At 58.1% G+C, this 13,110-nt stretch carries 8 protein-coding genes and 8 pseudogenes; 6 read left to right on the forward strand and 10 right to left on the reverse strand.

What is annotated here, in order from left to right; translation table 11 throughout:
• Positions 1-90 precede the first annotated feature (90 nt).
• Together AC6I8M_RS06485 and AC6I8M_RS06490 are read right to left on the reverse strand one after the other, a co-directional pair.
• Positions 91-252: pseudogene (locus AC6I8M_RS06485) on the reverse strand (helix-turn-helix domain-containing protein); the annotation flags it as partial.
• A gap of 573 nt (positions 253-825) precedes the next feature.
• The gene (locus tag AC6I8M_RS06490; RefSeq protein ID WP_022547848.1) at positions 826-1,320 is read right to left on the reverse strand and encodes a substrate-binding domain-containing protein; all 495 of its coding nucleotides are present in this window, start codon (positions 1,318-1,320) and stop codon (positions 826-828) included.
• Positions 1,321-1,380: 60 nt separating this feature from the next.
• On the opposite strand from AC6I8M_RS06490, the gene AC6I8M_RS06495 reads away from it, so the two are divergent.
• Complete coding sequence (locus tag AC6I8M_RS06495; protein WP_498013798.1) at positions 1,381-1,647, forward strand: MmcQ/YjbR family DNA-binding protein; 267 nt, start codon at positions 1,381-1,383, stop codon at positions 1,645-1,647.
• Here AC6I8M_RS06495 and AC6I8M_RS06500 read toward each other — a convergent pair.
• The 6 genes and pseudogenes from AC6I8M_RS06500 to AC6I8M_RS06525 all read right to left on the reverse strand — a co-directional run.
• Positions 1,631-2,170 (reverse strand): annotated as a pseudogene (locus AC6I8M_RS06500) (metallophosphoesterase family protein); the annotation flags it as partial. The gene AC6I8M_RS06495 and the pseudogene AC6I8M_RS06500 overlap by 17 nt on opposite strands.
• Before the next feature lie 31 nt (positions 2,171-2,201).
• Positions 2,202-2,582, reverse strand: a pseudogene (locus AC6I8M_RS06505) (carbohydrate porin); the annotation flags it as partial.
• A gap of 48 nt (positions 2,583-2,630) precedes the next feature.
• Positions 2,631-3,353: a DsbA family protein gene (locus tag AC6I8M_RS06510; RefSeq protein WP_058948719.1), complete on the reverse strand. Its 723-nt coding sequence runs from the start codon at positions 3,351-3,353 to the stop codon at positions 2,631-2,633.
• 155 nt (positions 3,354-3,508) lie between these two features.
• A pseudogene (locus AC6I8M_RS06515) lies at positions 3,509-4,141 on the reverse strand (pyrroloquinoline quinone biosynthesis protein PqqB); the annotation flags it as partial.
• A 55-nt stretch (positions 4,142-4,196) separates the two neighbouring features.
• The gene (gene pqqA / locus AC6I8M_RS06520; protein WP_010617686.1) at positions 4,197-4,268 is read right to left on the reverse strand and encodes a pyrroloquinoline quinone precursor peptide PqqA; all 72 of its coding nucleotides are present in this window, start codon (positions 4,266-4,268) and stop codon (positions 4,197-4,199) included.
• Between the two features lie 191 nt (positions 4,269-4,459).
• A complete protein-coding gene (locus tag AC6I8M_RS06525) occupies positions 4,460-5,422 on the reverse strand; it encodes a membrane dipeptidase (protein WP_318285055.1) in 963 nt (320 codons plus the stop codon).
• Between the two features lie 191 nt (positions 5,423-5,613).
• On the opposite strand from AC6I8M_RS06525, the pseudogene AC6I8M_RS06530 reads away from it, so the two are divergent.
• The 4 genes and pseudogenes from AC6I8M_RS06530 to AC6I8M_RS06545 all read left to right on the forward strand — a co-directional run.
• A pseudogene (locus tag AC6I8M_RS06530) lies at positions 5,614-6,111 on the forward strand (oligopeptide/dipeptide ABC transporter ATP-binding protein); the annotation flags it as partial.
• Positions 6,111-6,915, forward strand: a pseudogene (gene sapF / locus AC6I8M_RS06535) (putrescine export ABC transporter ATP-binding protein SapF). The pseudogenes AC6I8M_RS06530 and sapF, both read left to right, overlap by 1 nt.
• Positions 6,916-7,055: 140 nt before the next feature.
• Positions 7,056-7,844, forward strand: a complete 789-nt coding sequence (gene fabI / locus AC6I8M_RS06540) for an enoyl-ACP reductase FabI (RefSeq protein WP_010617689.1) — start codon at positions 7,056-7,058, stop codon at positions 7,842-7,844.
• Between the two features lie 194 nt (positions 7,845-8,038).
• A pseudogene (locus AC6I8M_RS06545) lies at positions 8,039-9,127 on the forward strand (CMD domain-containing protein).
• Here the strand turns inward: AC6I8M_RS06545 and AC6I8M_RS06550 are convergent.
• Both AC6I8M_RS06550 and AC6I8M_RS06555 read right to left on the reverse strand, forming a co-directional pair.
• Positions 9,124-10,020 (reverse strand): LysR family transcriptional regulator, encoded by an 897-nt coding sequence (locus tag AC6I8M_RS06550; protein WP_041387510.1) that lies wholly within the window; start codon positions 10,018-10,020, stop codon positions 9,124-9,126. The pseudogene AC6I8M_RS06545 and the gene AC6I8M_RS06550 overlap by 4 nt on opposite strands.
• A gap of 246 nt (positions 10,021-10,266) precedes the next feature.
• Positions 10,267-10,551: pseudogene (locus AC6I8M_RS06555) on the reverse strand (PTS transporter subunit EIIC); the annotation flags it as partial.
• Between the two features lie 247 nt (positions 10,552-10,798).
• Between AC6I8M_RS06555 and AC6I8M_RS06560 the strand changes: the two are divergent.
• Entirely contained in the window at positions 10,799-13,108 is a 2,310-nt protein-coding gene (locus AC6I8M_RS06560; RefSeq protein ID WP_010617693.1) for an FdhF/YdeP family oxidoreductase, read from the forward strand.
• Positions 13,109-13,110: the final 2 nt, after the last annotated feature.

Raw genomic sequence — 13,110 nt, forward strand, 5'->3', positions numbered from 1 at the left:
CGTGTATCAGCAGCGCGGTTCGCAGTGCCCGGATGCCGAAGCGATGCGTCTGGTGGAAGTCACCTGGCAGCGCTTTCAGCTGGCCGGCGCCAGCCTGAGTGAGAGCGCCGCTTCCAGCTTTTCAATTCTGCGGCTGAGCGCTGACTGCGACAGGCAGATCGACTCCGCCGCCAGACGAAAGTTGCCGTACTCCACCAGCGCGCGCAAGGCGTAGAGATCGTTGAGGTCAAAATTAGCTCCTCTACCCCGCAACTTCGCTTAATGTCTATTATGTTAAATAAGATATCTAATCACGTATCTTAATCCTTCAGTTTCGCCCTTCACACCTCTTACCAGGCACACAACTCATTCCACCACGACTTCACTATGTGAAAACTTATCCCACTGGTCCGTTTGTCTCCACGGCGTTATAATTTATACTGACACTGCGCGTTGCTGTCATCTATTCAACAATGTTTGTATCTATCCCTTCCGGCATTGAATAAAAAAACGGCATCGCTAAGGAAAATTCTTCTTTTCACTACACAGAATTCATTCAGCAGCACCTAAGCATTTCTCAGTCATCAACATTTAGTTTTATAGTTCCACCATCTGGCACATCTCTAATCTGAATTGCAATACTTCCCCTTGCTCGCATTGCTGTTACAGATTGCTGAGCACGCAAATTCTTAACTGAAAACTCACCACCCAAAAAAAAGGAATAACAGGCACTAATCGCTGGTTCTGCTTAATTTTTCCGTGAGTGGTCTGCCATTGATGCATCACGAATGACCTGTGAGAAAGTCATAATCATTTAGAATAGCATCGCACCACTGAGATAAATTTTCACACATTGATGGCTTCGCTGAGTGCATTAAGCCGAATCAGCGCCGGGTCCAGTTCCTTACCCGCGGCCCGGTAGGCGTCAATCATTCCGCTAACACGTTGCGCCACCGGCGTGGGGCCCAGTGTGATTGCCGGCGAATATGGTGCAGCGCTGCGCATGCTGGAGAGATAAGCAATACGCTGATGCCCAGCCGCCAGCAACAGCTCCGTCGCCTGTTTGGCCACCGCGACAAAGTTCGCTTGGATGGTCTCCACCTCCATCCCCTGCACTGCCCGGTCGAACATCATTAATGAACGCCCTTCTGCCAGCACCTGGCGAAGATGTTCGTTATCCTCAAACAATGAGCTGCACGGCGCGACGATGATGCCATCGACGCGTTTACCCAGCATCACGCGCACGGCTTCCCGCTCTTCATCCAGCGTTTCATCGCTGTTACTCAGCGTTTCCCGCAGAAGAATTTCAAAACACCTCAGGCCGATGCGATCATTCAGCACCTAAAGCAGCAGTATCAGAGTGAGCTGGAATTCTTATGGCCGCGCTTTCCTAAAAACGCCATCTTTCGCCGCAAAGATAATCAAAAGTGGTTCGGCGCGCTGTTGACGATTCAAAGCAGCAAGCTGGGCCGATCGGATGATAGCCTGATTGAAATCGTCAATATTAAAGTCTCGCCGCAGGCGATCGCTTCGCTGGTCGATGGAGAGGTTTATTTCCCGGGCTACCATATGAACAAAAAGCATTGGATCACCCTTTGTCTGGATGGATCAGTCTCGACGGCTGAGATTTTATTGCGCATTGACAACAGTTTTAACCTGGCCGGCTAGCGATCGGCGCGGCACCGTTTACCTCTTCGCGGCTGATTTCGCCGCCCCATCCCCGCAGCCGCAACGTCTCGCCCGTCAGTTCCACCATCGCAAAGGGCACGCGCGACGGGCCATCCAGCATCCCCTGCAGGGTTATAAACACTGTATCCGCGCGGCGATGATAGCCGCCGCGGTGATCGTGGCCGGCAAAACAGGCGCGCACGCCATAGCGGCAGAACAGCTTTGCCAGCTGCACACCGTTGAGCAGACTGTGGCTGTAGCACGGAGCCAGCGGGTAATGCCCGAACACCACCACCTGCTGGCCGCAGGCCCGGGCCTCGATAAGCTGCGTTTCCAGCCACGCCAGCTGCGTCGCACCGACCGCGCCATTCCACGGCTGCGCCTGCAGTTGCTGGCGCGCCTGTAAATCAGCCAGCAGTGCGGCCGCGTGCTGTCGATCGTCGCCGTTGTGTCGATTGCAGTACAGGCTGATATCGTTGCCGTCGTAGACAATAAAGCGCCAGCCCGGCAGCTGAAAAGCATACTCCTTCTGCCGGTCAGCGCGAAGTGCGATCTCAGAACCACACTTCTGCCTGTACGCCAAAGTTCCAGTTGCCGCCAGCGGTAAAGTCCGCGCTGCCGAAATCATCGTTCAGCGCATAGTTGTCCAGCGCTTTAGACCAGTTCATCCAGGTCGCGAACAGGCGAATCTCCGGCCGCACCAGCATGTCGTTGATGTTGCCGACTTTAAACGTTGGCGCAAAGGTCAGCTTATATACATCGCCCTTCACCGCGTTGTACGTCGCGATGCTGCCGCCATGCTGATAGCTGCGACCATTGGGTTTGAGGTCCATATACAGCCACGACGCTTCATATTGCAGCGCAAAGTTTTCAGTAATCGCCTGGGATGCGCGCAGGTTGATGGTTGCCCAGTCATAGCGATCTTCGCTGTGCTGCCATCAGCAACAACAGCACGCCTTCGCGCAGCCAGCGCGTTACCCGGCTCATGGCTGAGCCTGCAGCGCACCTTTTACCGCGGCTTCCAGCTGTGCATAAGGCACTGCCCCGCTGATCAGCTGATTGCCAACCAGCGTGGCGGGCGTACCCTGCACACCGAGCTGCTGCGCCAGCGTCAGGTTGAGGTTGATGGTGTCGAGGCTGGCCGTGCTCGGCGCCGACAGGCTGATGCCATTTCTGTCCAGCGCGGCGGCGATGCTGGCTTCATCATGGTTGCCTTTTTTTGCCATCAGTCGTTCATGCAGCTTAAGAAAGTTATTCGGCTGCTGATCCCACACCGTCAGCGCCAGACGCGCCGAACTGAGCGAGCTTTCAGCGCGGTACGGCAGCGGCTTCAGCACCACGGCCACCTGCGGATAGTTGTGCAGCAGTTTTTCGATGTCCGCCTCAAACTTTTTGCAAAAGACGCAGTTGTAGTCGGTGAAATAGACCAGCGTCAGTGCCGGTTTTTTTGCACCGATGCGCGGTGAGCCGGCGTCGTTAAACAGCGCCGCGCGGTTTTTCTCTACCATCTGCGCGACCACGTTTTGCTGCTGGCGCGCGGCTTCTTTATCAAATGCATCGGCGGCTTCCGCCAGAATCGCCGGATTTTGCACCAGGGTTTCGCGAATCAGCTGTTTGATGCGCGCCTCCTGCTCGGGTGTAAACGGCGCGGCGGCCAGGGCTGGTGCCGCCAGTAACATCAGCGAAAGTAACAGGGATTTTTTCATCATTTTTTTGCCTCAGAGAGTGTTGAAATCACCGCATCACGACTTAATAACGGCGATAAAATCTGGCCGTGCGGCAGTGCCGGGCCGTAAATCTGGTTAAAGGGGATCGCTACGCGATCGCGGCGGCGCAGGAACTCGCCGATGGCCGGATCCGGTTGTGTCCAGTCACCGCGCAGCAGCACCACATCCTCTGCGCCGAAGCCCGGCGCATACAGCAGCGTCTGCCCGCTGGCGGTGTTTTCGATAAACAGCGCCACGTTATGTCCCGGCAGCGGATGAGCGCGATACGGCGAATACGGTGGCGCATTGCTGAGAATTGGAATGGCGGTGAATTGCAGGCTGGCGCAGACGTTAACGCGAAACGGCGTGAGCGCACGATGCAGCAGGCCGCCGTTCCAGTGCTGCAGCATGGTAAAAATCGGGAAGCCGCTGGTGAGGTCGGCATGCACTTCCGGCGTGCACCATACCTGATGCGGGCAGCCCTCACGCAGGCTCAGCAGACCGGTGGTGTGATCGATCTGGCTGTCGGTCAAAATAATGCTGCCAATCGCCGTTCCGCGCAGCACGCCGTGTTTCACCAGTTCCGGCGTCCGGGCGATTTGCTGGCTGATGTCCGGCGAAGCGTTGCACAACACCCAGTCGGTATCGTTATCGCTGACAATGATTGAGGATTGGGTGCGCGCCTGCGCCTGGATCGTGCCGTTACGCAGCCCGCTGCAGTTGGCGCAGTTACAGTTCCACTGCGGAAAGCCACCGCTAGCCGCCGAACCGAGGACTTTAATAAACATGTGAAGGACCGAAGCAGGAAAAGAAAATGCCCGCATGAACGGCAGGCAGGACGTCTTAGCGGTTGGAGATGTACAGTGTCACTTCCAAGCCCAGACGCAGGTCAACAAACTCAGGTTTTTTCCACATAATATTCTTCCTCATAGTCTTAAAACGCAGAGCAGGCTCTGCTAAAAACATTGCGGCGAAAACAAGGCTTCCGCCAGCAATGGATAACGCGGGGCGATGTTGCGCCAATGTAGCGAGCAGATCAACCCTGATTGCGTAAGGAAATACACTTACGCCTGCCAGATTTGTTGCAATACCCGCTGCCAGTTGCCCTAGGCAAGTTGTTCCAGCAATGCCTGATCATAGTTGAGACTGCGCATCAGCGCATACAGCCGCGGCAAACCGGTGACATCTTTAAGCTCTGCGGGCACGCTGATGCCGTCAAAATCCGACCCCAGCGCGACGTGATCGCTTCCCATAATAGTCATCAGATGCTCACAGTGTTTAACAATTTCGATCAAGCCACCGTCATCGTCGCGCTTACCGTCGGCGCGCAGAAAGGCGTTGCCGAAATTAATGCCGACCACTCCACCGCTATCGCGTATCGCCCGCAGCTGGTCGTCGGTAATATTGCGCGGCTGCGCGCACAGCGCGTGCGCATTCGAGTGGCTGGCGACCAGCGGCGCGGATGAGAGCCGAGCCGTGTCCCAGAACGCTTTTTCATTCATGTGCGACACGTCGATCATCATGCGCTGCTGATTCGCCAGCGCGATCAGACGCTCGCCGTCGGCGGTCAGCCCCGGGCCGCTATCCGGCGAACCGGGAAACGCGCCGGTGACGCCAGCGCCAAAGCGATTTTCCAGGTTCCAGAACGGACCGATGCTGCGCACGCCCGCCTGCCAGAAGGCGGTAAGGTCGGCGCCGTCGCCGCCCTCAATGTGCGCCACCATCGCCAGCACACCGTCGCGCCGGCAGGCGGCGATATCGGCGGTGCTGAGGCACAGGCGCGCCCGGCCGTCAGAACGTGCAACCAGCGTTTTCAGAATCTTCAGTTGCTGCCACAGGATCTCCAGCGGCTGCCACGCTTCACCGGCCAGCTGCGGCGCCACTTCGCTGACGTAGCGCTGCGGCGGCACAAACAGCGCAAACAATCCGCCGGCAAAACCGCCCTGCTGCATGCGCGGAAAATCGAGGTGTCCCTTGTCGATACCGGCAAAGAAGGCAGCGGCCGGATCGTCGCGATGATGCAACCACAGGTTGAGCAACAGGTCATTATGACCATCAAAGGTTTCGATTAACATTGGGTTATCCGCCGCGGATTTGATGCCGCCATGCTACGCGCATCACGCCTTTTCGCCAAATACCGGCGCACAAAGGGTTACTGTTGTGCCACCTGCAGGCCGCGATAAAAGGTCGGCTTTACATCAAGTGGCTGAGCAATCAGGCCGTACTTTTGATAAAAGTCGGCGGTTTCCTGCTGCTGTAGAAGGTGATGATCGCCATCGCGCTGGCTAATCAGCCGCGCCTGCTGATTGCCGATGAGCCGACCAATGCCATGGAACCCACCACGCAGGCGCAGATTTTCCGTCTGCTGAGCCGCCTCAATCAGAATAACAACACCACGATTTTGCTGATCAGCCATGACCTGCGCACCATGATTCAGTGGGCGGACCGCATCAACGTGATGTACTGCGGACAAACGGTGGAAACCGCGCAGAGTGACGATCTGATGGAAACGCCGCACCATCCGTATACTCAGGCGCTGATCCGCGCCATGCCCGACTTTGGCCGCGCGCTGCCGCATAAAAGCCGCCTGAATACGCTGTCCGGCGCGACACCGTCGCTGGAACATCTGCCGATTGGCTGCCGTCTCGGTTCGCGCTGCCCTTACGCGCAGCGTAAATGCATCGAAACGCCGCGTCTGAGCGGCACTAAAGCGCATCTTTATGCCTGTCACTTCCCGCTGAATATGGAGAGCCAATAATGGAAACCCTGCTGGAAGTGCGCAACCTGAGCAAAACCTACCGCTACCGCACCGGGCTGTTTCGGCGCCAGCATGTTGAAGCGGTGAAAAACGTCAGTTTTACCCTGCGCGAAAAGCAGACGCTGGCCATTATCGGCGAGAACGGTTCGGGCAAATCCACGCTGGCGAAGATGCTGAGCGGCATGGTGGCGCCAAGCGAAGGTGAGATGCTGATCGACGATCACCCGCTCTCCTATGGCGATTACGGCTACCGCAGCCAGCGGATTCGCATGATTTTTCAGGATCCGTCGACGTCGCTCAATCCGCGCCAGCGCGTGAGCCAGATCCTTGATTTTCCGCTGCGGCTGAATACCGATCTTGATGATGAGGCACGCGAAAAGCGCATCATCGCCACGCTGCATCAGGTCGGGCTTGCTGCGCGACCACGCCGGCTATTATCCGCACATGCTGGCACCCGGACAGAAGCAGCGTCTGGCGCTGGCGCGCGCGCTGATTCTGCAGCCGAAGGTGATTGTCGCCGATGAAGCCCTCGCCTCGCTGGACATGACCATGCGTTCGCAGCTGGTGAACGTGATGCTGGAGCTGCAGGAGAAACACGGCATCGCTTATATTTATGTCACTCAGCATCTTGGCATGATGAAGCACATCAGCGATCAGGTGCTGGTGATGCATCAGGGCGAAGTGGTGGAGCGCGGCGGCACCGCTGACGTACTGGCCTCGCCGCTGCACGACTTAACCAAACGGCTGATTGCCAGCCATTTTGGCGAAGCGTTAACCGCCGAGGCGTGGCGGCGCGAGCGTTGAGTGCTACCGCGCTAGCGCAAACGCGGCGCGATTTACCCCATTTGATACAGACGTGCTAGAATCCGCACGTCGATTAACGTCGGTCGCACAATTTTTAATCATCGCGACCGCCAACAACAATGACCATAAGGATTACAGCTATGGGTTTTCTTTCCGGTAAGCGCATTCTGATTACTGGCGTTGCCAGTAAACTTTCCATCGCCTACGGTATTGCGCAGGCGATGCACAAACAGGGCGCAGAACTGGCTTTCACCTACCAGAACGACAAACTGAAAGGTCGCGTGGAAGAGTTCGCTAAAGAACTGGGTTCAGACATTGTTCTGCCGTGCGATGTGGCAGAAGACGAGAGCATCACTGCCCTGTTCACTGAACTGGCAAAAACCTGGTCGAAATTTGACGGCTTTGTTCACTCCATCGGCTTCGCCCCGGGCGACCAGCTGGATGGCGACTACGTGAACGCCGTTACCCGTGAAGGCTTCAAAATCGCGCACGACATCAGCGCCTACAGCTTTGTGGCAATGGCTAAAAAGTGCCGCGCGATGCTGAACCCGAACGCAGCACTGCTGACCCTCTCTTACCTGGGTGCAGAGCGCGCTATTCCGAACTACAACGTGATGGGTCTGGCGAAAGCGTCGCTGGAAGCCAACGTGCGTTACATGGCGAACGCGATGGGTCCGGAAGGCGTGCGTGTTAACGCCGTGTCAGCCGGTCCAATCCGTACCCTGGCCGCATCAGGCATCAAAGATTTCCGTAAGATGCTGGCACACTGCGAAGCGGTAACCCCGATTCGCCGTACCGTCACCATCGAAGACGTGGGTAACTCTGCGGCCTTCCTGTGCTCAGACTTGGCGGGTGGTATCACCGGTGAAGTGGTGCACGTGGATGGCGGCTTCAGCATTGCCGCGATGAACGAGCTGGAACTGAAATAAGTTCTGCGAGCGAGCCAGGTGCTCGCCCTTTTTCTTTTCTCTCCCCGCTTTATAGCCACACGCTATTAATTATTCCCCATCATTCTTTTGCCGTGGACAGCCGTTCAGCGACGATAAGCTAGCCCTTGAGTGGCGATGCGCTTTTCAGATTTGCCTGTTGTGCACTCAGTCCGTTTTTTGCGAAAGGAATGACCATGGAACACCGCCGTTCTCCCGGCCATGACCACTGGCTTTTATGAAAGCCAGACTCGCCCGCATACGTCCGCTGCTGCTCCCCTGGTTCCCGAAGCCGCTCATATTGATGACCGTTTTCTGCTCGGCCTGCAGCAGGAAGCCAGCGCACTGCAGCCGCTGCTGCAGCGCTTTCAGCCTGTGCTGCAGGCGGCACGCGACCTGAGCCATACCCTGCTGCACGATGCGGTCAGCACCTCGCTGACCCACACGCTAACGCTGTACGATCGTCTCAGCACCGCACTCACGGTGGCGCAGGTGGCTGGCGTGTAGCGGCTGTGCAATCACTACTCGGCGCGGCTTAATCCGCTGCCGGGACCGGATTCTTCGCGCGAAAGCAATGATCGTCTGACGCAAATCACGCAGTATGCGCGCCAGCTGGCGATGCAGCCTGAGCTGATTACCGCCAGCAGCATCAGCGCACTGGATGCGGTAGGCCTGACTGAACCCGATATCGTTACGCTCAACCAGGTGGTGGGTTCCGTCAGCTATCAGGCGCGCGTGGTCGCCGCGCTTCAGGCGATGATGGGCTTTCCGGTGCGCTGGATCCCTGGCGTCACGCCGCCCGCCGACGCCGATGCTGCGCTGTTCAGTCAGGAGCCAGCGCTGACCAGCTGGCGGCGGTGACCTTTTGTCAGGGTATGGCCGGACTCGACGACGCTGTCTGGCTGCTGGTGCACGATGCCCAGGCGCTGTATGGCTGGGCGACGCTGCGTCAGCGGCTTGAGGCTTATTGTGGGGAAGAGGAACAGCTGGCTCAGGCAGTCAGCGCGCGCGTACTGGGCTGCCGACGCCAGTTCGCGCAGCTGGCGAACGGCTGGCGCACGCGTTTGCTGCACGATGTGGATCAGGCTAGCGATGATAGCCTGACGCAGCAGGTGATCGCGCTGAGCGCCCAGCTTACCCGGCTGCCGGAGCGCTTCAGTGCCGCCCATCTGCAGCCGCTGTTAAACGCGGGTTGGGGCAGCGAGCGCCTGTTCAAGCTGATGCAGGCGGTGGCATTTGCCAGCTGGCAGGATCGACTGCTGATGGCGCTGGGCGAAGCGCGCTAATCCGCCAGGTGGCGTCGTGCTTCGTCAAAGAAGTGCTGCGACAGCGGCGACGCCCTGCCCGGCTCGGCAATCACCAGCGCTGCCTGACGCCCCATCGGCGCGATATCAATCGGCCGGCGCGCCAGATGGTGCAGCATTTCCGGTAGCAGATGGCCGCAGGGCGACACCATGACTCCCAGGCCAACCTGCGCACTCTGAATCAGCTGCATCACAGAAGCGCTTTCCACAATCACCCGCGGCAGCACGCCGGTTTCGCGCAGCTGTCCGTCGAGGTAACGCCGGAAATAGCGCGTTGGCTCGGCGAGACACAGCGGCTGGCTCGCCAGCGTGTGCAGCGACAGCCGCTCATGCTGCAGCAGCGCTGGGAAATGATCGGGATGGAAAATGGCTTCCACGCCGCGATCGTTGAGCAGCGCGGTCTGGAAATGCAGTTCCCGCAGTGACGTCAGCTCAAAAAAGCCGATACCGCCGTCCACGGTGTGGCTGTTAAGCGCTTCCAGCAGTTGATCGGCGCTCATGGCGGAAACGCGATAGTCGAGCTGCGGATAGCGAGCTTCCACCGCCTTCAGTAATGCCGGCAGCGCCACGCTGCACTGTGGCATCACGCCCAGCCGCAGCGTGCCGTTTACGCCGTGTTTAAGCGACTCCACTTCCAGCTTCAGTCCCTGATACACCGAAACAATTTCGCGCGCCCACGTCAGAACGCGTTCCCCTTCTGGCGTGAAGCCGTCAAAGTTGTTGCTGCGATTGATCAGCGACAGCCCCAGCTCGCCCTCAAGGTTTTTAAGCCGCATCGAGAGCGTGGGCTGGCTGACAAAACTGGCCTCTGCCGCCCGGCCAAAATGGCGCTCGCGCTCCAGATTGCAAAGGTAAATCAATTGCTTGATGTCGATTTTCTTATCCACCGTCGAATTTTTATCGCGTTATGGTAGCAAAACTCGTCGCGCCCCAACGCGCACTCAGCGAAGAAATTTCTGCGTTGTCAGGCGGATTGCTCAGGCGGATAGCTTGTGATGCATGCGCGGAGACGCGGCGGGTCGCCACCGGTCGCGACCCGCATGATTAACGGTAACGCCCGGCATCAGGCGACGCCGAGCGCACTTTTCACCTCGTTAGCGATCTTCTCGACCTGCGGCCCGTAACACTGCCGCAAAAGCGGCGGTGGGTTTCTCCGCTTTGGCCAGCCCAATCGCGCTGGCGACGGCAAAAAATACCGGCAGGTTGGCAAACAGTGCGCCCGCCACTTTACGAATAAAACCGATGATCAACTGCGGCACCTGCAAACTGGCAAATGCTTCACCGGTGATCGCCGGATTCTGCAACGCGGCGGCCAGACCGAGAAAGATACCGGCGGCAGCAATGACGGAGATCGGCATCATTAAGGCTTTGCCGAATGCGTGAACCTGACTGGCAAGTTGCTTCATGGAGCGCGCCCTTTTGCTAACGGAAAGAGCAATTATTAGCCAGTATTTGGCCGCACACTTACCCGCCGGCGCGCGGCAGCGGATAATTTATGATGCCGATCACGCTTTCACCACTGCCGCGCGATAAACGTTAACTATCGCACCATTAAGTCAATCAATTAGACAACTTTTGCCGTCAGTCGCACACTTCTCACCAACAGAAGTCACATTCTGATAACAATTCATAAACAATAAGCCTGCGACTATCATGAAATTTAAACGTAAGATTCAGCCCTATCGCGCCGCTGCGGGCGGCTGGGGCTCGCTGGAAGCCACCACCCGTTTTGTCCTTGACAGTAAAGCCGCCCTGAAAAACATGCGTAACCTGATGCGCATGAACAAAGCGCGCGGCTTTGACTGCCCGGGCTGTGCCTGGGGCGATGATAACAAGAGCACTTTCAGCTTCTGCGAAAACGGCGCGAAAGCCGTGACCTGGGAAGCGACACGCCGCGTCGTCGAGCCAGAATTTTTTGCCCGCCACAGCGTCAGCACCCTGTATCAGCAGAGCGACTATTTCCTCGAGTATCAGGGCCGCCTGACCCACCCGATGCGCTACAACAGCGCGACCGATCACTATGAGCCGATTAGCTGGGATGACGCCTTCGCGCTGATCGCGCAGCATTTGCAGGCGATGGATCATCCGGACCAGCTGGAGCTGTACACTTCCGGTCGCGCCAGCAATGAAGCCTCGTGGCTGTACCAGCTGTTTGGCCGCGTACTGGGCACCAACAATTTCCCTGACTGCTCCAACATGTGCCACGAAGCCAGCGGCACCGGACTGAAACGCAGCATTGGCGTCGGTAAAGGCACCATTCGCTTGGACGATTTCGACCACGCTGATGCGATTTTTGTCTTTGGCCAGAACCCCGGCACTAACCATCCGCGCATGCTGCACAGCCTGCGTCACGCCGCCGATCACGGCGCCAGAATCGTGACCTTCAATACCCTGCGTGAGCGCGGCCTGGAACGTTTTGCCGATCCGCAGAAGCCGCTGGAAGTGGTGACGTCGATGGCCGGCAACATCAGTTCTGCCTATTATCAGCCCAACCTCGGCGGCGATATGGCGGCGGTGCGCGGGATGGTCAAAGCGCTGCTGGAAGAGCAGCGTAAACGGCTGGCCGCCGGTGAAAAAGGCATATTCGATCAGGCATTTATTGACGCCCACACCCAGGGCGTTGAGCATTATCTGGCGGCCGTGGACGAGACCCGCTGGGAGCAGATTGTGCAGCAGTCGGGCCTGAGCGAAGCCCAGATTCGCGAAGCCGCTGCCATATACCAGAGCGCCGAACGGGTGATCATCACCTGGGCGATGGGCATTACTCAGCACAAACACTCGGTCGATACCGTACGGGAAATCGTTAACCTGCAGCTGCTGTTTGGCCAGCTCGGCAAACAAGGCGCGGGTCTGTGTCCGGTGCGCGGCCACAGTAACGTGCAGGGTAATCGCACCATGGGCATCGACGAGAAACCGTCGAAAGCGTTCCTCGATGCGCTGGGCGCGCATTTTGCTTTTGAACCGCCGCGCGAGCACGGTCATAACACGGTTGAAGCGCTCAACGCCATGCTGCGTGATGAAGTCAAGGTGCTGATTGCGCTGGGCGGTAACCTCGCTGCGGCGGCGCCGGACTCACCGGTTACCGAAGAAGCGCTGCAGCACTGCGGTCTGACGATGCACATCAGCACCAAACTGAACCGCAGCCATCTGGTACCGGGCCACGAAGGCCTGATTCTGCCGACGCTGGGCCGTACCGAGCGCGATCGCCAGGCCAGCGGCAACCAGTTCATCACCGTGGAAGATTCGTTCAGCATGGTGCATGCCTCAGAAGGTGTCGGCATTCCGCTGGCGGAAACGCAGCGCTCGGAAACAGCCATTGTGGCCGGTATCGCGCACGCGACGCTGGGCAGCGACTACATCGACTGGCTCGGCATGGCCGCTGACTATAACGTTATTCGCGATCACATTGCGGCGACCATCCCCGGCTTCGCTGATTTTAACCGTCAGTGTGATATTCCCGGCGGCTTTTACCTCGGTAACGCCACCGCAGAACTGCGCTTCAATACGCCATCGCGTCAGGCAGAATTCAGCGCGGCGGCGCTGCCGACCTCGCTGTTCCCGCAGCTGGGCAATGACGTTGAAGTGCCGTTCACGTTGCAGACGCTGCGCTCGCATGACCAGTACAACACTACCATTTACGGCCTGGATGACCGCTATCGCGGCGTGTACGGTCAGCGTGAAGTGGTGTTCATCCACCCGGACGACATGGCGTCACTCGGTTTCAGCGAAGGGCAGCTGGTTGACATTGAAACCCTGTGGAATGACGGTCTGACGCGTCGCGTCAGCGGCTTTAAGCTGGTGCCGTATAATATTCCGCGCGGTAACCTCGCCGCCTACTATCCGGAGACCAATCCGCTGATACCGCTCTCCAGCTACGGTGACGGCAGCGGCACGCCCACCTCCAAATCGGTACCGGTGAAGCTGGCGCTGACCGCCGCCGCGCCCACCCAGCGTATCGCTTGAGT

The sequence above is a fragment of the Type-A symbiont of Plautia stali genome (assembly GCF_059731155.1).

Bases quoted from the DNA above. Each gene is read 5' to 3' on its own strand.
- AC6I8M_RS06560 (WP_010617693.1), top strand. From the start codon at position 10,799: ATGAAATTTAAACGTAAGATTCAGCCCTATCGCGCCGCTGCGGGCGGC.
- fabI (WP_010617689.1), top strand. From the start codon at position 7,056: ATGGGTTTTCTTTCCGGTAAGCGCATTCTGATTACTGGCGTTGCCAGT.
- AC6I8M_RS06510 (WP_058948719.1), bottom strand. From the start codon at position 3,353: ATGAAAAAATCCCTGTTACTTTCGCTGATGTTACTGGCGGCACCAGCC.